Annotated in this window: 21 protein-coding genes and 1 tRNA gene; 17 read left to right on the plus strand and 5 right to left on the minus strand. The window is 72.2% G+C overall.

Features of this window, described 5'->3' with window-relative positions; genetic code table 11:
* Genes B4N89_RS14960 through B4N89_RS14970 form a run of 3 tightly spaced genes read right to left on the minus strand, consistent with a single transcriptional unit; the run spans position 1 to position 3,033 of the window.
* A complete protein-coding gene (locus tag B4N89_RS14960; protein WP_078976334.1) occupies positions 1–1,590 on the minus strand; it encodes a PP2C family protein-serine/threonine phosphatase in 1,590 nt (529 codons plus the stop codon).
* A gap of 5 nt (positions 1,591–1,595) precedes the next feature.
* Positions 1,596–2,135, minus strand: coding sequence for an FHA domain-containing protein FhaB/FipA (locus B4N89_RS14965; RefSeq protein ID WP_078976335.1), 540 nt, complete (start codon positions 2,133–2,135; stop codon positions 1,596–1,598).
* 10 nt (positions 2,136–2,145) lie between these two features.
* A complete protein-coding gene (locus tag B4N89_RS14970) occupies positions 2,146–3,033 on the minus strand; it encodes an FhaA domain-containing protein (protein WP_078976336.1) in 888 nt (295 codons plus the stop codon).
* A gap of 387 nt (positions 3,034–3,420) precedes the next feature.
* Here B4N89_RS14970 and B4N89_RS14975 point away from each other — a divergent pair.
* Positions 3,421–3,504, plus strand: a tRNA-Leu gene (locus B4N89_RS14975).
* 100 nt (positions 3,505–3,604) lie between these two features.
* Complete coding sequence (locus B4N89_RS14980) at positions 3,605–4,987, plus strand: DUF2252 domain-containing protein (protein WP_414646368.1); 1,383 nt, start codon at positions 3,605–3,607, stop codon at positions 4,985–4,987.
* A 326-nt stretch (positions 4,988–5,313) separates the two neighbouring features.
* Here B4N89_RS14980 and B4N89_RS14985 read toward each other — a convergent pair whose 3' ends face one another.
* On the minus strand, positions 5,314–5,901 hold the full coding sequence (locus B4N89_RS14985) for a TetR/AcrR family transcriptional regulator (protein ID WP_078976338.1): 588 nt from the start codon (positions 5,899–5,901) through the stop codon (positions 5,314–5,316).
* 182 nt (positions 5,902–6,083) lie between these two features.
* Here B4N89_RS14985 and B4N89_RS14990 point away from each other — a divergent pair, with 182 nt between their 5' ends.
* Positions 6,084–6,890, plus strand: a complete 807-nt coding sequence (locus B4N89_RS14990) for a hypothetical protein (protein ID WP_078979368.1) — start codon at positions 6,084–6,086, stop codon at positions 6,888–6,890.
* A 164-nt stretch (positions 6,891–7,054) separates the two neighbouring features.
* Positions 7,055–7,387 (plus strand): rhodanese-like domain-containing protein, encoded by a 333-nt coding sequence (locus tag B4N89_RS14995; RefSeq protein ID WP_078976339.1) that lies wholly within the window; start codon positions 7,055–7,057, stop codon positions 7,385–7,387.
* A gap of 42 nt (positions 7,388–7,429) precedes the next feature.
* Here B4N89_RS14995 and B4N89_RS15000 read toward each other — a convergent pair whose 3' ends face one another.
* The gene (locus tag B4N89_RS15000) at positions 7,430–8,119 is read right to left on the minus strand and encodes a PaaI family thioesterase (RefSeq protein WP_078976340.1); all 690 of its coding nucleotides are present in this window, start codon (positions 8,117–8,119) and stop codon (positions 7,430–7,432) included.
* A gap of 161 nt (positions 8,120–8,280) precedes the next feature.
* On the opposite strand from B4N89_RS15000, the gene B4N89_RS15005 reads away from it, so the two are divergent.
* From B4N89_RS15005 to B4N89_RS15065, 13 genes are all read left to right on the plus strand, one after another.
* A complete protein-coding gene (locus B4N89_RS15005) occupies positions 8,281–9,927 on the plus strand; it encodes an AMP-binding protein (protein WP_078976341.1) in 1,647 nt (548 codons plus the stop codon).
* A gap of 124 nt (positions 9,928–10,051) precedes the next feature.
* Positions 10,052–10,876 (plus strand): DUF5819 family protein, encoded by an 825-nt coding sequence (locus B4N89_RS15010; protein ID WP_078976342.1) that lies wholly within the window; start codon positions 10,052–10,054, stop codon positions 10,874–10,876.
* On the plus strand, positions 10,863–12,158 hold the full coding sequence (locus tag B4N89_RS15015; RefSeq protein WP_078976343.1) for an HTTM domain-containing protein: 1,296 nt from the start codon (positions 10,863–10,865) through the stop codon (positions 12,156–12,158). Before B4N89_RS15010 ends, B4N89_RS15015 begins: the two co-directional genes overlap by 14 nt.
* A 74-nt stretch (positions 12,159–12,232) precedes the next feature.
* Complete coding sequence (locus B4N89_RS15020; protein WP_078976344.1) at positions 12,233–12,994, plus strand: TrmH family RNA methyltransferase; 762 nt, start codon at positions 12,233–12,235, stop codon at positions 12,992–12,994.
* A complete protein-coding gene (locus B4N89_RS15025; protein WP_078976345.1) occupies positions 12,991–13,857 on the plus strand; it encodes an NTP transferase domain-containing protein in 867 nt (288 codons plus the stop codon). Before B4N89_RS15020 ends, B4N89_RS15025 begins: the two co-directional genes overlap by 4 nt.
* Positions 13,858–13,880: 23 nt before the next feature.
* On the plus strand, positions 13,881–15,077 hold the full coding sequence (locus tag B4N89_RS15030; protein ID WP_078979369.1) for a molybdopterin molybdotransferase MoeA: 1,197 nt from the start codon (positions 13,881–13,883) through the stop codon (positions 15,075–15,077).
* Positions 15,078–15,184: 107 nt separating this feature from the next.
* Positions 15,185–16,222: a potassium channel family protein gene (locus B4N89_RS15035; RefSeq protein ID WP_235618919.1), complete on the plus strand. Its 1,038-nt coding sequence runs from the start codon at positions 15,185–15,187 to the stop codon at positions 16,220–16,222.
* Positions 16,223–16,231: 9 nt separating this feature from the next.
* The gene (locus B4N89_RS15040; protein WP_078976347.1) at positions 16,232–17,212 is read left to right on the plus strand and encodes an NAD(P)H-quinone oxidoreductase; all 981 of its coding nucleotides are present in this window, start codon (positions 16,232–16,234) and stop codon (positions 17,210–17,212) included.
* A gap of 119 nt (positions 17,213–17,331) precedes the next feature.
* Positions 17,332–18,045 carry a hypothetical protein gene (locus tag B4N89_RS15045; protein ID WP_143657969.1) on the plus strand — a complete coding sequence of 238 codons (714 nt, stop codon included), beginning with the start codon at positions 17,332–17,334 and terminating at the stop codon, positions 18,043–18,045.
* Between the two features lie 180 nt (positions 18,046–18,225).
* Positions 18,226–18,996, plus strand: a complete 771-nt coding sequence (locus B4N89_RS15050) for a hypothetical protein (RefSeq protein WP_143657970.1) — start codon at positions 18,226–18,228, stop codon at positions 18,994–18,996.
* Positions 18,997–19,122: 126 nt separating this feature from the next.
* Complete coding sequence (locus B4N89_RS15055; protein WP_078976350.1) at positions 19,123–19,656, plus strand: bacterial proteasome activator family protein; 534 nt, start codon at positions 19,123–19,125, stop codon at positions 19,654–19,656.
* A gap of 217 nt (positions 19,657–19,873) precedes the next feature.
* Entirely contained in the window at positions 19,874–21,028 is a 1,155-nt protein-coding gene (locus B4N89_RS15060) for a protein kinase domain-containing protein (RefSeq protein ID WP_143657971.1), read from the plus strand.
* Between the two features lie 413 nt (positions 21,029–21,441).
* On the plus strand, positions 21,442–23,010 hold the full coding sequence (locus tag B4N89_RS15065; protein WP_078976352.1) for a protein kinase domain-containing protein: 1,569 nt from the start codon (positions 21,442–21,444) through the stop codon (positions 23,008–23,010).
* Positions 23,011–23,075: the final 65 nt, after the last annotated feature.

Below are 23,075 nucleotides of genomic sequence, written 5' to 3' on the forward strand. Positions count from 1 at the left end.
TCAGTTCGTTCCGGCGGTTCCGGCCGGTCGCGGATAACACTGCTTGGCCAACTCGGCCTCTTCGGCGCTCAGTCCCGCGCCGGGTGCCTCCGGTGTCGCCGCCGGTGGTGTCGTACTCGGTGGTGCCGAACTCGGGGGGGCACTCGGGCTCATGGTCGTGCCGCCCTTGCCCCGACCACCCGGCTCGGTGGGCGGCGCGGTCGAACTCCGGCCGCTGCGCGAGGCCGTGGTCGAGGTGTGCTTGGCGGCGGGCAGGTTGGTCTGCAGCGCCGCGGGGAGGCCCTGGACCTGCTGGGGGAACGCGTCCACGCTGCCCGCCGGCTGGGCGCCCGGGTTGCCGGGAGTCTCGTTCTTCCTCATGTCCTGCGCCGCGTACGACCTGCGGCACACGTCGGCCTGCCGCTTGAGCCGGTCGATGGTGTGCCGGGCCTCGCTCAGACTGGACGCGTCCAGCGTGCTGTTGACCGCGTCCCGATTGGTCTGGCCGAGCAGCGACAACTTCAGGTCGTCGTAACTCTGGTACGTGCTGGCGAGGTTGAGGCCCAGGATCTTCGAGTCGATCCCCCGGTAGATCGCTACGTGGTCTCCTTTGTCGGCCACGAAGTATTGCGTCTGGGTCCAGTAGTAGGCGCCGCCGAGCGCCGCCACCAGCACCGCGACGCCGCCCCAGACGGGCAGCGTCTTGCGCAGGGTGGACTTCGGCTTGGGCTTGCGCCGGCTGCCCGGCTCGGAGACCAGGGCCTCGGTCTCGTACTCGCCGGCGGTCAGCTCCCGGGCCCGGGAGGCCGGGGTGGTCGGCAGCGTCGTGGTGTCGTCCACCACGGCCGCGACCGCCCCCACCACGATCGGGCTGTCGGAGGGCTGGTCGGAGGGGTCGACCACGTCCGCGACGATGCAGGTGATGTTGTCCGGGCCGCCGCCGCGCAGCGCGAGCTGGATCAGCTCCTGGACCGCGTCGTTCGGATTGCCGTAGGTGAGGAGGGTGGTCTCCATCGTCTCCCGGCTGACCACCCCCGACAGGCCGTCGCTGCAGATGAGGTACCGGTCGCCGGGCCGGGCCTCGCGCACCGACAGGTCCGGCTCGACGTGGCCGCGCCCGTCCAGCGCGCGCATCAGCAGCGAGCGCTGCGGATGGTGGTCGGCCTCCTCCTCGGTGATCCGACCCTCGTCGACCAGGCGCTGCACCCAGGTGTGGTCCTGGGTGATCTGCTCCAGGGCGCCGTCACGCAGGAGGTAGGCGCGGGAGTCGCCGATGTGGGCGAGGCCGAGTCGGCTCCCGGTCCACAACAGCGCGGTCAACGTGGTCCCCATGCCCTCGAGCTGGGGATCGTCGTCGACCATCACGCGCAGTCGGTCGTTGGCACGATCGACCGCCGAACGCAGCGCGTCGAGCAGGTCGGCCCCGGGCACGTCCTCGTCGAGTTCGACGATGGTGGACAGGACTTCGGAGCTGGCGACTTCGCCCGCTGCCTGCCCGCCCATGCCGTCGGCGACCGCGAGCAGGCGAGGACCGGCATACCCGGAGTCCTCGTTGCCTTCTCGGATCATGCCCTTGTGGGATCCGGCGGCGAAGCGGAGAGAGAGGCTCATTCAGGCTACCTGCGCAGCTCGATAACGGTCTTGCCGATGCGGATCGGCGCACCGAGCGGCACGGGGGTCGGACCGGTCAGGCGCGTACGGTCCAGGTAGGTACCGTTCGTCGACCCGAGGTCTTCGACCACCCAGCTGCCGTCGGGCGCAGGGTAGATGCGGGCGTGCCGACTCGACGCGTAGTCGTCGTCCAACACGATGGTCGAGTCGTGCGCCCGGCCGATGGTGATCTGCTGATCCGTCAGATTTATCGTCGTGCCGGTCAGCGAGCCTTCGGTGATCACCAGTTTGCTCGGGCTGTTGTTGCGTTGGCCGCGGCGGGGCCGGGCCTGCTGCCGCTGCGGAGGCGGGGCCGGCTGCGCCTGCGGAGGCGGAGTGGCACCTCCTCCGGCTGCGGCCGGCGCGGCGGTTCTGCGCCGCGTGGGTCGTTGGGTCACGCGTGTGCCGAAGAGGTCGCTACGGATCACCTGTACGGCGACGATCACGAACAACCACAGCACAGCGAGGAAACCCAACCGCATAACGGTGAGGGTCAGCTCAGACATGCGCCCGTTGTCACCCCTCGGCTTGGCGGAACACGACAGTGGTGCTGCCGAGCACGATGCGCGATCCGTCCCGCAGGCCGGCACGTTGGCAGTGCTGGCCGTCGACGACGATCCCATTGGTCGAACCGAGGTCCGTGATCGACGCCGGGGCGCCTACGCGGATCTCGGCGTGGTGCCGCGAAACGCTCGGATCGTCGACGCGAACTTCCACATCGGTGCTGCGGCCCAACTTCACGACCGGGGCGGTGAGCTCGTGACGCACCCCGTTGACCTCCAGCCAGGTACGCAGCCGCGGTGCCGGCGGCGGAGTCTGACCGTAGCCGGCCTGCTCCCCCGGCTGTGGCCGGGGCGGCGTTCCCGGGGTCCCGGGCGGGCCGAAGGGGGGTGGTGCGGGCACCCCGGGCGGGGGTGGCCCGCCGGGTCGACCGTATCCATAACCCTGCGGTGGCTGCTCGGGTTGCGGCCCCCCGCCCGGGAAGGGCGATGCCTGCGGGGGCTGCTGCTGCTGTTCCAGGTGGGACTGGCTGCCCGCGAGTGCCTGACTGCGCACCCGGTACAGACCCGTGTCCAGATCGTCGGCATGTTCGAAGTGGACCTCGACGGGGCCGATGAACGAGTAGCGCTGCTGTTGCGCGTAGTCGCGCACCACGGTCGCCAGCTCACCGCCGAGTTGCTGCACGTACGGGCTCAGGCGCTCATAGTCGTGTTGTCCGAGCTCGACGACGAAGTCGTTCGGGACCATGGTGCGGTCTCGGTTCCAGATCGTCGCGTTGTTGTCGCACTCGCGCTTGAGCGCGCTGGCGATCTCGACGGGCTGGACATCCGACTTGAACGCCTTGGCGAAGGCGCCGTTGACCAGGCCCTCGAGCCGTTGCTCGAACTTCTTCAGGGGACCCACGGGCACCTCCTTCCGTACGCGATCGGCCGGTCCGGTCCTACAGTCTGCTCACTGATCGTATCCACGCGTGGGAAACGGGCGCGGTTCCCTACCGTGGCCACTGTAAGGAGTGTTGGCTTCCACAGGGATTCCTACACCCTGTCGACCCCTCGGTGGCTCGCTTGCAGTAGTTGTGCCGCGACCGTGTGCGTGGCCCGGGTCGAAGCCCGTTCACCGTACGGTGCAGGGCAAGCATGCCGGAGAGGCGGGGGTCGTGGGGATCCCGGTACGGAAAGATGAACCGTTGGTTGCTCAGGGTGGCCATACGGATGCTCATGGTGTGAGCCATGGGGGCTGCGGGTAAGGATTCGTAATGGGCCTCGGGCCCGTGCTAATCTTTGATTGCTCGCGCGGGTGGCGGAATAGGCAGACGCGCTGGATTCAGGTTCCAGTGCCCGAAAGGGCGTGGGGGTTCAACTCCCCCCTCGCGCACCGAGCAAAGGCCCCAGGTCATCGACCTGGGGCCTTTTCGTATGTCGGGCCGTGTGTCGTGCATGGCCGGTCGTGGGCTGCGTCCGGGGAGGATCGGTACATGTCGGGGACTTCGATGGGGCGGGAATTTCCCGTTCCGGGTTTTCGGGACAGGTCGGATGTCGCGTCCAAGGCGCTGGGCAAGGGCCTGCGCAAGCGGGTGTCGCGGTCCGCGCACGCGGCGTTCGAGCCGGCGGTGGATCGTCCGGACGTGGTGGAGAGCGTCGAGCGCTCCAACGTCGGGCGGCTCGAACACCTGGTGCCGTTGCGGATCGGGCGGATGGCGGCCTCGCCGTTCGCGTTCCTGCGCGGGGCGGCCGGGTTGATGGCGGCGGATCTGGCGGCGGAGCCGGTGACGGGGCTGACCGCACAGATATGCGGTGACGCGCACGCGGCGAACTTCGGGGTGTTCGGCACGGCCGAGGGTCGGCTCGTGATGGACCTCAACGACTTCGACGAGACCGTGCAGGGACCGTGGGAGTGGGACCTCAAGCGGCTGGTGGCCTCGCTCGTGGTGGCGGGTCGGGTCGGCGGGCTCGACGAGGACGCGTGTCACACGGCGGCCTACGACGCCGCCGCGTCGTATCGCAGGACGATGGCGCTGCTCGCCGGGATGCCGGTGCTTCAGGCCTGGAACGCGATCGCCGACGACTCGCTGGTGGCGCACGCGGACGCGGACGAGTTGTCCGGGCTGCTGGCGCAGGTCACCGCGAAAGCGCGGCGCAACACCAGCGCGCGGTTCGCGGCCAAGTCGACCGCGCGGCGCTCCGACGGCACCTGGCACTTCGTCCCCGATCCGCCGGTGCTCACCGCGGTGGACGACGACCTCGCCCGCGCGGTGGCGGGCGGCCTGGAGAGCTACGTGGACACCCTCTCCACCGAGCGGCGGCCGCTGTTGGCCCGGTTCGCGGTGGAGGACGTGGCGTTTCGGGTGGTCGGTACCGGCAGCGTCGGCACGCGGGCCTATGTGGTGCTGCTCCTGGGCAACGGTGACGAGCCGCTGGTGCTGCAGGTGAAGGAGGCCCGTCCGTCGGCGCTGGCGCCGTATCTGCCGCCCACCCGGGTCGAGCACGAGGGGCGTCGGGTGGTGGTCGGGCAGAAGTGGATGCAGGCCGGCACCGACGCGCTGCTCGGCTGGACCTCGATCGACGGGCGCGACTTCATGGTGCGGCGGTTCCGCAATATGAAGGGCAGCATCGACGCGACGCTGCTGGCCGCGCACGAGATAGACGACTACGCGCGGATGACCGGCGCGCTGCTGGCCCGGGCGCACAGCCACTCGGTGGACCCGCAGGTGTTGGCCGGCTACTGCGGGAAGAACGACCGGCTGGAGGACGCGTTCGCGCGGTTCGCGGTGCGATATGCGGATCGGACGGAGGCCGACCACGAACAACTGCTCGCCGCCGTGCGCTCGGGACGGCTGCCGGCCGAGACCGGGGTCTGACCGGGGCGACCGAGCCGGAGGCGTGGGACGACTCGGGGCGATTCCCTCGTGCGCGTTGCCGCGCACGAGGGCTTCGTGTCGTGGACCGGCCGGCGGGGTGTTCCGGCGCGGTCGCCGCTCCCGGCCGCGCCTTCGGGGCGGAAAGCGGGCGGGGGACGGGGGCGTGCGGGCGGCGGGAGCATGGGGTGTGCCGGCCGCCGCGTGTGCGGGGTGCCCGGGGGAGGGCGAGCCCCGACCGTGCCTTCCTTCGAGGAGAGCGCGCCGGAAGGACGGCACGTTCGTGGGCATGCCGGATGAAGGGTGGACCCTTCATCCGGCCGTGCGCACTATGACTGCTTCATCGACGCGATGGACGCTCGCGTGAACTCGATGAGGTGCTTGCGCCGGTTCGCCCGGGCCTCCTCGGACTCCGAGTCGGCCCCGAGCAGTACCCGCGACATCTGCGGCATCGTCTGTTGCCAGGCGGCGACGCCGATGAGCGAGTAGAGCAGCTGGGCGACGTCGGGCGAGGGCTTCACGCCGAGGTGATCGGCGAACTCCTGAAGTTTCGCGGCGTAGCTCGTGACTCGCCGCTCCTCGTCCGGAACCGGGTCGTGCCCGTAGTACAACGCCTCCCACACCAGCAGCCGGAGCAATTCCGGGCGGGCGCAGTAGAAGTCGTACACCTGGGCGATGTACTCGGCCGGGTCGTCGTTGGGCATCGTGACGACCGTGTTGAGCTCTTGGAGCGACTCCGTCAGCACGTGCTGGAAGAGCTGCTCCTTGTTGCCGAAGTACGCGTAGATGCGCTCCTTGTTCACCCCGGCGCGCAGGGCGATGCGGTCGACGCGGGCGCCGGCGATGCCGTGCTCGGCGAACTCCGCGCGGGCGGCGTCGAGAAGTTTGGCTCGGGTGCGTGCGGTGTCGGGCGGCATGGCTGGATCTTATCCCCTCTAGCCAACTGCTTTGTTGGATCGACTGGCCAGGGACGGCCTGACCATGCTGCCCTACCACATAGGCTGCTGGGGGGTGTTGCGAGTGATTTGATCTTCAAAGTCCGGCAGAGGTGCCCGCCGGCCGGTGTCGCGCGGGAACAGAACAGCACACAAGGGACGTGATGGACGAGGTCAGCGCGCCGACCCCCTGGTCGGACCCCGAAATCGCCGAGTTGGAGCGACAGGTCGCCGCCGAGGAGACCGCGTTGCTCGACGACGAAGTGGATGTGACGACCCTTCAGGTCGAGCTGGACAACCTGGCGATCGTGCACCACCGCCGGCTCGGTCCGCTCTACGAGCGGCTGGACGAGTTGGACGCCTTGATCGCGGAGGCGATCGCGGCGCACACCGGCGATCCCGCGGACATCCGGCGCGCGGTCGAATTGCGTGGTGTGGTCACGGACATGCCGGACTTGGACTCGCTTTTGGGCGCCCTCGACGGGGCGCCCGGCGCGGAGGGCGGTTCGGCCGAGGAATCGATGCCGGTGCCGGAGGTGCACCGGGTCAGCCCCGGCGCCGAGGCGCGCAAGCTGTTTCGCGAGCTGGCCCGCCGGGCGCACCCGGACCTGGTCCAGGATCCGGAGGAGAAGCAGCGCCGGGGTGCCTTCATCGCCCGGGTGAACGCCGCGTACGCGCGCGGCGACGTGACCGAGCTCCTGGCGTTGGGTACGGAATGGGCCACGTCTCCGGAGGGTGCGAGCGGTCCGGGCACCGAGGGCCGGGGGCAGTGGTTGCGCAGCCGGCTGGCCTGGCTCACCCATCGCCGGACCGAGTTGGCCGGGCTGCGCGAGGAGCTGATGGCGGGTGCGATGGGGCAGCTGCTCCAGCTCGCCCCCGACGATCCGGACGGTCTGCTCGAACATCTGGCCGACCAACTCCTGCACGACATCGCGGAGAAGGAGAAGGTGCTCGGCACCCTGGTGCCGTGATCGGCCGCCGCGGCCGGTGCCCGGGCCGCCCCCGTCCGCGCGTGTGTCGGGGGGACGAGCGGGCGGTTCGCCCGTTCGGGGCACCTGTGCGCGGCGCCGATGACCGACAATGTGCGATGAGCGCGGCCGGACGGGTTCCGGGCGCCTGACCTCCCGGAGATCCGATGCACATGTCGCCCCCGCCGGCCGTGGCCGCCGCCGCGGTTCCCGACGACGCCTTCGTACTGGACGTACGGGAGGCGCACGAGTGGGACGCCGGTCATGTGGCCGGCGCCCGGCACATCCCGATGAGCACGCTGCTCGACCGGATCGACGAGGTGCCGCACGACACCCGGGTGTACGTGATGTGCCGGGTCGGCGGCAGGTCCGCGCAGGTCACCCACTATCTGGGCGAGCAGGGCTGGGACGCGATCAACGTGGACGGCGGGATGCTCGCCTGGGAGGCCGCGGGGCGGCCGATGGTGAGCGAGACCGAGGCCGCGCCGGCGGTGGTCTGAGGCCCGCCGCGCCGCCGCCTCCGCTCGGGACGGCCGTTCGGCTCAGGACCGCCGTTCCGCGATGAACACCGCGGTCGCCTCGGCGGTCACCTCCCCGTCGGCGCGGATCTCACCGGTCGCGAAGCTCTTGCGTCCTTCGCGACCGGTCCAGCGGCCGGTCAGCTCCAGCGGTACGTCGTAGGGCGTCGCCCGGCGGTAGCGGATGTCGAGGCCGGCCGTCAGCCCCGGCGCCCCGGCCGCGGACGCGGCCACCCCGAGGAGCTGGTCCAGGATCACCGCCACGATGCCGCCGTGCGCACGCGCGGGCGGGCCGCCGTGTGCCGCTGTCAGCGTGCATCGGGCGTGGATCTCCACCGGAGCGGGCTCCGCCGCGGCGTCGGGCCTGGGGGTGACCTCGGCGAACACCAGCCGGGGCGCCTGCGGGTTGAGCCGTCCCGAGCCCATCTGGGTCAGATGCTCCAGCCGCCCGTCCGGGTACCGGATCAGCGAGACCGCCTGCGGGCGGCGGGCCGCGCCGAGCAGCGCGGTCAGCTCGGCGATCCGCCCGGCCGCGTCCGCGCGCACCGCCGCGTCCACGTCGGTCCACACCACCGCCTCGACCAGATCCCGCACCCGGTCCGCGAGGTCGAGCGCTTCCGGGGTCACGCTCTCCGGCCCGGGCAGGGTGCCGGCCATCAGTTCGGCGAGGGCGGTGGCCGAGGCCGGCGGCAGCGGCCTGGTGTTCGAGTTCATGCCCGTCCCTTCGGAACGCTTGCTGGAACCTGCCGAGAACGCCCATCCCTCACGACGCGGTTCTTGATCTTGCCAAGAATGCGGGCCAAGGATATGACGGTGCATCAGATCTAACGGTCTATCAGACCCGGCGGGGCCGGATCGCGGTGAGGGAGTGCGGCATGGTGACGATCGCGGAACTCGTACATCGCCAATGGGGCGACGAGCGGACCGGGCTGCACTTCGAGGACCTGACCTGGACGCACGACCGGATCGCCCGCGACGCCGCCGCCCGGGCCGCGCTGCTCGCCGACCTGCTGCCGCGCGGAGTCGAGCCGCACGTGGGCGTCCTGCTCGACAACGTGCCCGAATTCCCGCTCTGGTTGTCCGCCGCGGCGGTGGCGGGAGCCACCCTCGTGGGAGTGAACTCGACACGCCGCGGCGCGGAGTTGGCGCGCGACATCACCCACGCCGAGTGCGCCGTCCTGGTCACCGAGCGGGCGCACCTGCCGCTGCTCGACGGATTGGAACTGGGCATCCCGGCGCAGCGGATCCTGGTGGTCGACGACCCCGGCTACGCCGACCTGCTGCGGCCGTACGCGGACGCCGCGCTGCCCACCCGGAGCGTCGAGCCGTCGGACCGGCTGCTGATCGTGTTCACCTCCGGCTCCACCGGCGCGCCCAAGGGGGTCATCTGCTCGCAGGGCCGGTTGGCCGGCGCGGGCAGCGCGCTGACCGCGCAGTTCGGCTTCGGCCCGGACGACGTCAACTACGTGTGCATGCCGATGTTCCACGGCAACGCGCTGATGGCGAACTGGGCGCCGGCGCTGCGTGCGGGCGGCGCGGTCGCGCTGCGCCGCCGATTCTCCGCGTCGGCGTTCCTGCCCGACGTCCGCCGCTACGGCGCGTCCTACTTCACCTACGTCGGGCGCGCGATCTCGTATCTGCTGGCCACCCCGGAGCGGCCCGACGACCGGGACAACCCGCTGCGCGCCGGGTTCGGCACCGAGGCGGGCGCGGTGGACATGGCGCGCTTCGAGGCGCGCTTCGGATGCGCGCTCACCGAGGGATACGGCTCCTCGGAGGGCGGGATGAGCGTCAACCGGCGGCCCGGCACGCCCCCGGGCGCGGTCGGTCCGTGTCCGGAGCACGCCGCGGTGCTCGATCCGGCGACCGGCGAGGAGTGCGCGCGGGCCGAGTTCGACGCGGCGGGTCGGCTGGTCAACGGGGACGCCGCGATCGGAGAACTGGTCAACACCGGGCGCAGCGGGTTCGAGGGCTACTGGCGCAACGAGCAGGCGTCGGCCGCCCGGTCCCGGGACGGCCGCTACTGGACGGGCGACCACTTCTACCGGGACGCGGCCGGGTACCTCTACTTCGCCGCGCGGGCGGACGACAAGCTGCGGGTGGACGGGGAGAACCTGGCGGTGGCCACGATCGAGGGCATCCTCGCCCGCCACGCGCCGTTCGAGGTGGTGGTCGTGTACGGGGTGCCGGACCCGGTGACCGGAGACCTGGTGATGGCGGCCGCGCAGGTGCGCGAGGGGGCCGCCTTCGACCCCGGGGAGTTCGCCGCGTTCATCGCCGAACAGCCGGACCTGGGCACCAAGATGGCGCCGACGTTCGTGCGGGTGGTGGACACGGTGCCGACCACCGCGACCAACAAGGTGCACAAGGTCGGATTGCGCCGCGAGGGATTTCGCACGACGGACGAGGTGTGGTGGCGTCCCGAGCGCGAGGGGGCCTATCGCCCGCTCGACGACGCCGGGCGGGAGGAGCTGATCGGGCGCTACCGCGCGCACGACCGGGAGCACGTGCTGGACCTGTGAGCCGCGGTCGCGAAAGCCGTGGGGAACGGGTGGTCGGCGGGAGTTTCGGTACGCCCCGCCGACCGGACCCGGTAGCGTGCCGGGCGCACGGGTCCGGATCGGACCCATCGACCACGGGAGAGGCATGCAGTCGCCTGACGACGCGGTGCCCGGGCAACCGGTGGATCGGTCGAAGCCGACAGTCGGGTCCGAGGCGGCGGCGCTGGGCACCGCGACCGGCGGACCGACGACTGATCCGGGTCCGGCACCCGGCACACCATCGCCCGCCGTCCGCATCCCGGAACAGGCGGGGGAGCGTTCTGCCGTCGACGTGCCGACGGACACGGCGGTGCCCGCCGACGAGCGCCGGTCGATCGCGGTGCGCTCGGTCACGGCGGTGTTCGCCGTCCTCGCGATCCTGGTGACCCTCGTCCACGTCTTCTTCGTGTTCCTGCACGTGGCGCCGAGCAACGCGCTGAGTCAGGAGTACCAGAAGGAGACCGGCACCTGGATCTACCCCTACTTCGAGCAGAACTGGGCGCTGTTCGCGCCCAATCCGATGTCGGAGAACTTCCGCGTGCAGGCACAGTCGCGGGTGCGCGGTCCGGACGGCGCGGTCGTCGAGTCGGACTGGTCCGACCTGACCCTGGACGACCTGAACCACATCCGGGGCAATCCGTATCCGAGCAAGGCCGACCAGAACATGATCCGGCGCGCCTGGTCCAGCTACGCCGACAGCCACGACGCCAAGGACGAGTCGGCGATCGGCAGCCGCGGCCCGCTGACCCAGCGCTACCTGCGCCGGATCGTGGTGCACCGCTTCCAGGACGCGGGCCTGAACCGCTCGCTGGAGTCCATCCGGATCCGGGTCGCGACCACGGCGATCGGCAAGCCCGACGCGAGCCCCGGGCCGACGACCTCGTACCGCACGCTCGGCTGGTGGGAGACGAAGCCCGATGACTTCCGGTGAGTCGCGGCCGCCCGACGCGGCGAGCCCGTTCCATCGCGTGGAGGACGCCGCCGGCCGCGCGCTGGTCGGGGCCCTGGACGCGATCAGTACACGTACCTTCGCGGTGCACCAGGCGGCGCTGCTGCGGATCGGCTACGGCCTGGTGTTCCTGGTCGGCCTGCTCCGCGAGTACCTCAACCGCCGGGAGATCTGGGGCGATCGGTCGGCCTGGTCGCCGGACATGGCCCGGGAGTTGCTGAACGGCATCGAGGGCGTGAGTCTGCTGCTCGAAAGCGACTCGCGCTGGTGGTTCGAGGGCGTCTACCTGGCCGCCATCGTGGTCAGCGCGCTGTTCGTGCTCGGCTGGCACACCCGGGCGACGGGCGTCTTGTTCGCCGTCATGGTGGTGTCGTTCAACAGCCGCTCCATCCTGATGACCGACGGCGGCGACACCGTCCTGCTGCTGATGTCGATCTACCTCGCCTTCACCGCCTGCGGACGGGTGTGGTCGCTCGACGCCCGCCGGGCCCGCCGCACCGGGGTGCGCCCGGGCACCGGTCCCGGGCACGAGGTCGGGGTGCTCGTCGGGCTGATCGCCATGGTCGTGCTCGGCACCACCTGCCGGGCCGACTCGTGGGCCGTGCACCCCGAGTTCTCCTTCGCGTTCGTGTGCCAATGGATCTGGCTCCCCGGGATCCTCGTGGTCTTCGGCGCGCTGTGGCGACTGCCGCGCGAGGTGGAGCAGGTACGGGCCGGCCTGGTCACCGCGGTGCACAACTGCGCGCTGTTCGTGATCGCCGCCGAGGTGTGCTTCATCTACGGCGCGGCCGGTCTGTACAAGGTGCAGGGCTCGTACTGGCAGGACGGCACGGCGATGCACTACGTGCTGAACCTGGAGTACTTCGCGCCGTGGCCCGGGGTCAGCCACACACTCGCCGCGAACACCGAGATGGGCGTCGTGCTGGCCTACCTGACGGTGTTCGTCCAGGTCGGCTTCGTCTTCATGCTGTTCGCGAAGCGGGTCAAGTACGTCGCGATCGTGATCCTGCTCGGCATGCACTTCGGCATCGCCGTCCTGCTCGGCCTGCCCGCGTTCTCCGCGTCGATGTCGGTGGGCGACGCGCTGTTCCTGCCCACCGCGTTCTTGATCTGGACCCGCTCGCGGGTGATCGGGCGGCTCGCGGCCCGGCTGCGGCGCGGGCCCGCGCCGCCGGCGGAGGCGCCGGCCGATCCCCGGCCGCCGGCCGTGCCGCCCCCGTCCGACGGGCCGGCGGGGTTGTCGCCGACCGCGACGCGCGCCTGACCGAAGCCACCGTGCCCCGCCCGACCCGCGCCGCGCCGGTCGGGCGGGGGCGCGCCGGGTCCTAGGCTGCTGCCATGGACCCCCACGACGTCGATGCCCGGGCGCGCCGGCTGGCCGCGGAGCCCGGGGTGGTGCTGCTCGACGGCTTTCACGCGGTCAAGCACGCGCTGCGGTTCGGCGCGGAGGTTTCCCTGGTGATGACCACCGACCGGGCCGCGGTCCGCGCGCTCGCCGACGAACTCGCGGCCGACGTGGGCGAACACCTGGACGAGACGGCGATCGAGGTGTCGGAGCCCCTGCTGCGCGAACTGGTTCCGCGCGGCAGCCCCACCGGAGTGCTCGCCTTCGCCCGGCGTCCCGGACCGGCGCCCCCGGGCGAGCGCGCCGCGCCCGTCGTGCTCCTGGAGAATCCGCGCAACCTGGGCAACGTCGGCGCGGTGATCCGGCTGGCCGCCGGGTTCGGCGCCGCCGCCGTGCTGACCACCGGCGACCTCGACCCGTGGCATCCGCACGTGATCCGGGGCAGCGCGGGACTGCACTTCGCCACCGGGGTGGCCCGGGTCGACCTCGACGAGCTGCCGGACGGGCCGCTGTTCGTGCTCGACCCCGAAGGCGACGACCTGCGGGCCACCGACATCCCCGACGACGCGGTCCTCGCCTTCGGCACCGAACGACACGGCGTCTCCGCGGCGTTGCGCGGACGGGCCGACCGACGTGTGGCCATCCCGATGCGGCCGAAGGTCTCCAGCTACAACCTGGCCACCAGCGTCGGCATGGCCCTCTTCCGCTGGTCCTGCACCTCCGCGAACGCGCCGGCACGGGCGGAGGCGACGTGAGCGGCCACGACGCCATCGTGCTCGCCGGCGGCGCGGCCCGGCGGCTGGCCGGCGCGGACAAGCCGGGCCTGCTCGTGGCCGGTGTCCCGCTGCTCGACCGGGTGCTCGCCGCGGCGGCCGGCGCCGAGCGCACCATCGTGGTGGGCCCGCGCCGGCCGACCCGCCGCGAGGTGGTGTGGGTGCGCGAGGACCCGCCCGGCGGCGGCCCGGTGGCCGCGCTCGCCGCCGCGCTGCCCGCCGTGCGGGCCGACGCGGTGGTCCTGCTCGCGGCCGATCTGCCGTTCCTGTCCGCCGCGTTGCTCGACCGCCTGGTGGCCGCGCTCGGTCCCGACCGGGAGCCCGACGCGCCGGCCGGCGTGGTCGCGGTCGACGCCGACGGGCGCGACCAGTACCTGCTCGCCGCCTACCGCACCGCCGCGCTGCGCACCGCGCTCGCCGGCCTGGGCGAGCCCGCCGGGGCGGCGCTGCGCCGGGTGGTCGGCCCGCTCGCGACGCGCCGGATCCAGGCCGGTCCCGACGCCGCCTTCGACTGCGACACCTGGGCGGATGTGCGCGACGCGCGAGCACGGTCGGGGAGGATGGACACAGCCCCGAAGAGGAGAGACATGACTGGCCTGGACGAGTGGACCGAAGCGGTCAAGCAGGAACTGGGCATCGAGTTGGACGTGGACATCGCGGCGCTGCTCGACATGACCCGGGTGGCGGCGCACAACGTGCAGCGACCCGCCGCGCCGCTCACCTCCTTCCTGGTCGGTTACGCCGCGGCCATGCGCGGCGGCGGCGCCGACGCGGTGGCCGAGGCGTTGCGGCAGGCGCGCGAACTCGCCGAGCGTCGGGGCCCCGACGCCGAACCGGACGCCTGATGGTTCCTCGGGAGAGCCGGACCGTGCCGCGCCCCGAACCGCACGCGCCGGTGCCGTCGGCGCTCGGCTGGCCGGAGGCCCGGGCCACCGCGCGCGCGGCCGGGCGACCGCTGCCCGCGGTCTCGCGCACCCTGCACCACGCGCGCGATCACGTGTTGGCGCGGCCGATCGTCGCGCTCACCGACCTGCCCTCCTTCGACACCTCCGCCATGGACGGCTGGGCGGTCGCCGGTCCCGGGCCGTGGCGGGTGCGCGGCCGGTTGCTCGCGGGCGACCCGGGTGGAGAGATCGGGGTGATGCGCGACGGGGACGCGGTGGAGATCGCCACCGGCGCGCGGGTGCCGCACGGGGCCACCGCCGTGCTGCGCAGCGAACAGAGCCGGGTCGAGGGGCGCACGCTCTTCGCCGACGCGCACATCCAGCAGGGCACCGACATCCGCGCGTGCGGGCAGGAGTGCCGACGCGGCGACGAACTGCTGCCGGCGGGCACCACGGTCACTCCCGGGGTGACCGGCCTGGCCGCCGCGTCCGGCTACGACGAACTGGTCGTGGTGGACCGGCCCCGGGTGGAACTGCTGGTGCTGGGCGATGAGTTGTTGGATTCCGGGCTGCCTCGGGAGGGCCGGATCCGGGACGCGCTGGGCCCGCTGATCACGCCGTGGTTGCGCACCCTGGGCGCCGATCTGCTGCGGGTGCGCCGGGTCGGCGACAATCCGGACACGCTGCGCGCCCACGTGAGCGGGTCGCGGGCCGATGTGGTGATCACCACCGGCGGTACCGCCGACGGTCCGCGCGACCACGTACACGGGCTGCTCGCCGAATTGGCCGCGGACGTCCTCGTGGACGGCGTCGCGGTGCGTCCCGGGCATCCGATGTTGCTCGCCCACCTGCCGGGCGAACGCCCTGGCGCCGGGCGGTATCTGGTCGGCCTGCCGGGCAATCCGCTGGCCGCGGTCGCCGGCATGCTCACCCTCGCGGTGCCGCTGCTGCGCCGATTGTCCGGGCGGCCCGAACCGCGCCCGCGCCGGATCCGGGCCGGTGCCGACATCGCCGGTCACCCGCACGACACCCGCCTGGTGCCGATGCGCGGGGATCGGCCGCTGGCCTTCGCCGGACCGGCGATGTTGCGCGGGCTCGCGGTCGCCGACCGGATCGCGGTGGTGCCGCCGGGCGGGGTGCGCGCCGGCGATCCGGTCGAGGTGCTGGCGGCGCCCCGGTGAGGACGGTGCGTGTTCCCGACGACCGCCCGGCCGATCGGCGCGGGCCGCGCGGCGCGCTGACCCGACCGCTGCCGGCGCTGCGCAAGCGAGCCGAGGGGCCGGCGGGCCTGGCCGGTCAGGCGGGCGCGACCGTCCACATCCCCAAGGACCGACCCGGGCCGCTGGTGCAGGTGTTGCGCCGCTTCGGGATGGCGCTGCTGGTGCTGGCGTTGACGATCCTGGTCGTCTACGTCGACAGCGACGGCTATCGCGACACGGTGGACGAGCACGTCTCGTTCCTCGACGCGGTCTACTACGCGACGGTCACCCTCTCCACCACCGGCTACGGCGACATCACCCCCGCGAGCGACGGCGCCCGCCTGGTGAACGTGGTGCTGATCACCCCCCTGCGGGTGGTCTTCCTGATCATCCTGGTCGGCACCACCCTCGAGGTGCTCACCGAGCGCACCCGGGAGCAGTTGCGGCTCAACCGTTGGAGGTCCACGTTGCGCGACCACACCGTCCTGGTCGGCTACGGCACGACGGGATACAGCGCGGTGCACACGCTGATGGCACAGGGCGTCTCGCGCGAGAACATCGTCGTGGTCGACTCCGACCCCGAGGCGGTCGCCGAGGCGAGCGACGACGACCGGCTCGTGGTGGTCTCCGGCGACGCGACCCGGGCGGAGGTGCTGCGCCGGGCCGAGGTCGAGCGGGCGCGGAACATCATCGTGTCGGTCAATCGGGACGACACCGCGGCCCTGGTCACGCTGACCGCACGGCAGTTGAACCGGCGCGCGTGGATCGTGGTCGCCGTGCGCGAGGACGAGAACGCGCCGCTGATCCGGCAGAGCGGCGCCGATTCGGTGGTCACCACCGCCAGCGCCGCGGGCCGGCTGCTCGGGGTCTCCATGCTCAGCCCGAACGTGGGCGAGGTGATGGAGGACCTGATGCACTACGGCGAGGGCATGGACCTGGTCGAGCGGCCGCTCGACAAGCACGAGACGGGCAAGTCGCCGGGCGAGTGCGGTGATCTGGTGGTGGCCGTGGTGCGCGGACACCGCACGCTGCGGCACGACGATCCGGAGGCGGCGGTGCTCGGCGCGGGTGACCGACTCGTGGTGATCAAGACCCATAAGCCCCGTCCCAAGCCGGGTGACTCATAGGCTGGGGGCATGTACGCCATCACGATTGCCGAGCCGGGCGGACCCGAGGTACTGACCTGGGGCGAGGTCCCGGACGAGAAACCCGAACCCGGCGAAGTCCTGGTGGAGGTGGCCGCCACGGCGGTCAATCGGGCCGACCTGATGCAGCGACAGGGGTTCTACCGGCCGCCGCCGGGCGCCTCCGCATACCCCGGTCTGGAGGCGTCGGGCCGGATCGTCGAGGTCGGCGCGGGCGTGTCCGGCTGGGCCGTCGGCGACGAGGTGTGCGCGCTGCTCGCGGGCGGCGGCTACGCCGAGCGGGTGCGGGTGCCCACCGGCCAACTGCTCCCGGTGCCCGAGGGGGTGGACCTGATCTCGGCGGCGGCGCTGCCCGAGGTGGTCTGTACGGTCTGGTCGAACGTGTTCATGGTGGCCCATCTGCGCAAGGGCGAGAACTTCCTGGTGCACGGCGGATCCAGCGGCATCGGCACGATGGCGATCCAACTGGCGAAGGTGGCCGGCGCGCGCATCCTGACCACCGCCGGATCGGCCGCCAAGCTGGAGCGCTGCCGCGAGTTGGGTGCCGACGTGACCATCGACTACCGCGGCGAGGACTTCGTGGCCCGCGTCGCGGAGGCCACCGCCGGCGCCGGGGTCGACGTGATCCTGGACAACATGGGCGCGAAGTACCTCGACCGCAACGTGGACGCGCTCGCGGTGAACGGGCGACTGGTGGTGATCGGGCTCCAGGGCGGCACCCGGGGCGAATTGGACCTCAACAAGCTGTTGATGAAGCGGGCCGCGGTGGCCGCGACCTCGCTGCGGGCCAGGCCGGTCGCGGAGAAGTCGGCGATCGTGGCGGCGGTGCGCGAGCACGTGTGGCCGCTGGTGGCGGCCGGGCGGGTCGTGCCGATCGTGGACCGGGTGATGCCGGTGGCCGAGGCGGCCGACGCGCACCGCGTGCTCGAGGAGAGCGGACACATCGGCAAGGTCGTGTTGCGGGTGCGCTGACGGGAGCTTGCGGGGGAGGTGGGCCGATCTGCCGCCGGACGAATGAAAATCGGATGAACGCACCGGTGCGGCGTATGTCGCTGGATGGGACTTTTGTCGATTTTCCTTAATCTGACGACATGCCTACCCCCGGCGGCTTCGCGCGTCGACTGGCTGCCGGGTGCGTGTGCGCGGCGGTCCACGTCCTCCCCGGCTTCGCCGCGCTCGCGAGCGCGGCGCCCGTACCCCCGCCCGTCCCGGTCGACGGATCGGCGCCGCCCGCGGAACAGGCCGCCACCGACGCGGGATCACCGGCGGGCCCGCACGGTCGCGCGCCCGCCGCACCCGGGTTGCGGCCCGATCCGCCGGTGTCGCCGCAGGAGCCGGTGGTGCCCACCACGCCGGCCGAACCCGCGCCGATCACCGACGCGCCCACCCAACAGGAGTGGGATCGGCTGCTCGACCGGCTGGCCCGACACGGTGTCCGGCCCGTGACCGACGAGTCGGGGCAGGCGGTCCTCGACGTCGAGCGGGAACTCCTGCTCACCGGGGGGACCGAGGGTCTGGACGCGCTTCGATCCTGGGGGGCGGAGATCACCGGGGACGATCGACCCGGGGTGTACGCCGTGCGCTCCGGCGGGCGAGTCGTCGCGTGGTATCTGGTGGAGGCCGGGCCGAACACCTCGACCGACGCCTCCGCTCCCGCCACCCCTCCGGCCTTCGATGCGCCGCCCACCCTGCCCAGAACCGGCCCAAGCGTTGTGAATTTGACTCTGATCGCCCTCGGAGGAGCCGGTATCGTCTGCGCCGGTGGACTGCTCGTCCGGTGTTCCCCTGCGCCGCGACGACGCTGAGCGGCAGGACGGGCGTCGGTCCCGCCGGGCAGACTGTGTGTCTGGCGCATCGCGGATGAAGGGTGCAGGCTCGTCGAGGATGCGGATCGGGATACGGGGTTACCTTCCGGCGACGTCCGTCCGATGGTGGGGGGAGGAGGCGTGATGTGGTCGATCCGCGGGTTTCACCGGCGGATTCCGGTGGCACCGACGATCATCGCGTTGGCCCTCATCACGCTGCTCGTGCTCACCAACGTCTGGGGCGCCGGACCCGGGGTCCGGGCCCGGCACGACGGGGCCGCGCCGAGTCCGGCCGACATCCCGCCGCAACTGCCCGCCCAGGACCAGAGCATCGAGGCCACCCCCACCCCGACCGGCGGCACTTTGCCAGCGCCCGCCGGGCAGCCGAACGCCGGTGGTCAGCCGGTCCCGGTGCCCACGATGACGGTGACCGAGACCATGGCCCCCCGGGCCGCACAGGACACCGGTTCCGGCAATCGGCCCGCGACGGGCGGTACCTCGTCCCCCCTCGGCGAACCCGCCACCGGCGGATCGGGCGGCACCCCCACCACCGGCGGCGGCGATCCGGGCAGCCCGCCCCCGCTGGGCCAGCGCTTTCGGGTGACCGACCTGCGGATCGTCGCCGACCGGGCGAACGGCTCCTACGTGTGGTGCAACGGGCTCGAACAGATACAGCTGATCGGGACCGTGCTCGTGGACGGGGTCGGCCCCGGCGACGTGGTCTATCAGTGGGTCTACGACAAGGTGCGGGTGTTCCCGCCGGACATCATGCGCTTCACCGGCTCGGGGCCGCGCCAGCAGAGCCTGTCCGTGCCCTGGCCGATCCCGCCGCAACTGCTCGGTGAGGTCAGCGGCGTGGTGCAACTACTGATCCTGCAGCCGGTGGCCAACGCCCAGACCCAGCGCTACACGTTCGACTTCCGCTGCCGGGGCCCGTTCTCCGGCAACTGACTCCGAGCCGGCCCGGTCGTCGTGCCGCCGCTGCTCGCGGGCCTGCTCGCGGCGCTTTTGACACGATCGCGCGCGGTGCTGCGCGGGAGGACGGCATAACCCCCCGGCGCTCCTAGGATGAGATGCATGGATACGCCGAACAGCGAAGCGAATGGTGAGAACCCGCAGGTGGTGATCGTCGGGCCGGATGGCATGGCGCTCGGCGGCGGCCTCGGTGAAGAGGGCGGTGAACTCGCGGTGACCGACATGGTCGAACAGCCCGCGAAGGTCATGCGCATCGGAAGCATGATCAAGCAGCTCCTCGAGGAGGTGCGCGCGGCTCCCCTCGACGAGGCGAGCCGGGTGCGCCTGAAGGAGATCCACGCCAGCTCGATCAAGGAACTGGAGAAGGGGCTCGCCCCGGAACTGGTCGAGGAGCTGGAGCGCCTGTCGCTTCCGTTCACCCACGACTCGGTGCCCAGCGAGTCCGAGCTGCGGATCGCGCAGGCACAATTGGTGGGATGGCTCGAAGGGCTGTTCCACGGCATCCAGACCGCGCTGTTCGCCCAGCAGATGGCGGCGCGCGCGCAACTGGAGACGATGCGTCGGGCGCTGCCGCCCGGCGTGGGACCCGGGGGACAGGGCGAGCCGCCGCACACCCAGTCGGGTCCGTATCTCTAGCCTTCGGCATCGTCCGGAGCCCTCGGGATCGTCCGGACGACGGGTCCGGGCCCCCACCGTCGCGGGGCGGATCGGGGCGGCGCCTGCCCGGCGCCGCCCCGGTGCGCTCGCGTCGGGTCTCTGACAGGCTGTCGGCGGTACGACGGGAGCGCTGTTCGGTAGGTCGACTCGCGGGGCCGTCGTGCCCGAGTCGTGAAGCGTGGAGGGCGGCCTGACGGTGACCGTTTCGGGGGACCCGGCTCGGGCGAGCGGGCGCGTCTTCGGTGGCGGGCGATATCGCACCGGACGGCGGATCGGCGGCGGCGGGATGGCCGTGGTGCACGAGGCACACGACCTGATGCTCGATCGGCTCGTCGCGGTCAAACGGCTGCGCAGCGATCTGGCCGAGGACACCGTCGCGCGTTCGCGCTTCGCCCGCGAGGCCGAGCACGCGGCGGCGCTGGACCATCCCACCATCGTCCGTGTGTTCGACACCGGTGCCGACCCCGGCGAGGACGGGGTGCTGGTGCCGTGGATCGTGATGGAGCTGGTGCGCGGGATCACCCTGCGCGACCTGCTGGAGGCGCACGGCCCGGTGCCCTGGCCGCGCGCGCTCGCGATCACCGCCAAGGTGCTCGACGCGCTGGAGTACAGCCACGATCGTGGCCTGGTGCATCGCGACATCAAGCCGGTCAACGTGATGATCACCCCGGACGGCGCGGTCAAGGTGATGGACTTCGGCATCGCCCGCGCACTGTTCGTCACCGACGGCGCGCTGACCGACCCCGGTCGGATCATGGGCACGCCGCAATACTTCTCGCCCGAGCAGGCGTTCGGGCATCCCGCCTCCACCCGCAGCGACCTGTACTCGGTGGGCTGTCTGTTGCACGAGCTGCTGGTCGGTGTGCCGCCGTTCGACGGCGGGACCGCGGTACACATCGCGTACCGGCACATGCGCGAGGACCCGACCCCGCCGTCGGCGTACCGCCCCGATCTGCCGGGCGCGATAGACGACCTGGTGCTGCACGCGCTGCGCAAGGACCCGCACCTGCGCTTCGACACCGCCGGGCGGATGCGCGAGTCGGTGCGGCGGATCCTGCCGGAGAACGTCTGGGACTCGGTCCTGTACGGCGCGGGCGGGCCGCCGCGGCCGGCCGGGCCGGGTCCGGGACCGGCGCCCGTGCCGGGGCCGATGGGGCACCGCCCGGGCCGCCCGCCGATCGGTGGCCCGCCGTGGGCGCGGGTGTTGTCCGGCTTCGGGCCGCGGGCCCGTTCGGCGGGCGCGCACAGCGCACCGGGCGGGCACGGTCGCCGGGCCGGCGCCGGTGCCGCGTTCGCGGCGACGGTGCTCGGTGTACTGGCCGTGCTCGCGTCCATCCTGATGTTGCGCTGAACCCGAGGCCGCGCGCCCCATGGGTCGCCCGGCCCGGACGCCGGGGTCGGCCCGGCCCGCGGAAGCCCTCGGCCGGGAGTCCGGAATCCCGTTACCATGGGCTCTCCGCACCGGAGTACCGCCGATCCCGGTATCGTTTCGGGACTTGACGCGAGGATGCACCACATTTCATCAGCACATGGGCGCGGGCCGCAGCCCCGACGCCACGTGAGGGGACTGTCGAGGATGATCGCCGAGTCCCCGGCCACAACCCCGACGCCCGAGACGGCGTGCCTTTGTGGCCGGCCGATCGTTGGAACCGTCGTGCTCCCCCGCTCCCGTGGTGTTTTCCGCTCTCCCCTGCTCGCGGCGGACCGCATCGCCACAGTTCGGCGGCCCCGAGCGGGTCGCCCCGACGTGCAGGGCGAGGAGCGATGACCGCGCCGAAGGGACCGGACGACCGCGAGGCGTCCGGCACACAGGTGAAGACGGTCGGATCCGGCCGCTACGAACTCGGTCGCCAACTCGGTCGAGGCGGCATGGCCGAGGTGCTGATGGCCCACGACGTGCGGCTAGGCCGCACGGTCGCGGTCAAGACGCTGCGCCCGGACCTGGCCCAGGACCCGGTCGCCCGCTCGCGGTTCGGCCGCGAGGCGCAAAACGCCGCGTCGCTGAACCACCCCGCGATCGTGTCCGTCTACGACACCGGCGAGGACCGGGTCGGCGACGAGTTGGTGCCGTTCATCGTGATGGAGTGCGTCGAGGGTCGCACCGTTCGGGAACTGCTCGGCGAAGGCAATCCGATACCGCTGGAACAGGCGCTGCGGGTCACCGAGGGGATCCTGGAGGCGCTGGAGTACAGCCACCGCCACGGCATCATCCACCGCGACATCAAGCCCGCGAACGTGATCATCACCAACTCGGGCGCGGTCAAGGTGATGGACTTCGGGATCGCCCGCGCGATGCACAGCGCGGCGACCACGATGACCCAGACCGGCATGGTGATGGGCACGCCGCAATACCTGTCGCCGGAGCAGGCCCTGGGCCGCACCGTCGACGCGCGCAGCGACCTGTACTCCAGCGGTTGCCTGCTCTACGAACTGCTGGCGCTGCGTCCGCCGTTCAACGGGGACACCCCGCTGTCCGTGGTCTACCAGCACGTGCAGGACGATCCGCGCCCGCCGTCGATGATGGATCCGCGCGTGCCGCCGCACCTGGACGCGATCGCGTTGAAGGCGCTGGCCAAGAACCCCGACGATCGTTACCAGACGGCCGACGAGATGCGGATGGACATCCGCCGCGCGCTGGCCGGTCAGCAGGTCTCGGTGGCGGTTCCGCCGCGGGTGCCGACCCAGCAGGGTCAGCGGCCCGAGTTCGGCTCGTGGAGCCAGGTGGCCCCCGGGGCGACGGCGGTGTCGCCGCAGACCGGATCGACCGAGGCCACCGCGGCGATGCCGCCGCTGGCGGGCCGGCCCGCCGACGGCACGCGGCAGCCGGGGGCCAACGACGGCGGCACTGGGCAACTGCCGATCGTGGCACCCGCCTCGGGGCGGCCCAAGCGCAAGTTGCCGCTCTACCTGGTGGCCGCGCTCGCGGTGGTCCTGATCGCGGTCGGCGCGGTGTTCCTGGTCAAGGGCTTTCCGGGCGACGACGACAGCCCGTCGAAGACGGACGAGAAGCAGAGCGGCCAGACCAACGGCGGCGAAGGCGCACAACCGGCGGCGTCGGTCGGTGCCACCACGGACACCAACAGCAAGCCGACCGCGAGCACGCCGCCGAGCAGCCCGCAGCAGACCCAGCGGACCACCTCGACGCCGACGAACACGTGGCGGGATCCGGGCGGGACGTCGTCGGGGCAGACACACGCGCCGAGTTCACCGCCGCCCACCAAGCCGTCGGAGACGAACAGCCAGCCGGCCTCCCCGCCGCCCACGAAGCCCGGCGACACCACCAAGGGCGGTTCGGGCGGCGGGTCGCCGCCGGCGACCGGCAGTTCCAACTGACATCCGAGAACCCGGAACCCCGCGCGGGTCACCATCGGTGACGCGCGCGGGTTCTCATTTCCGGG

Source organism: Embleya scabrispora (assembly GCF_002024165.1).
Lineage (GTDB): Bacteria > Actinomycetota > Actinomycetes > Streptomycetales > Streptomycetaceae > Embleya > Embleya scabrispora_A.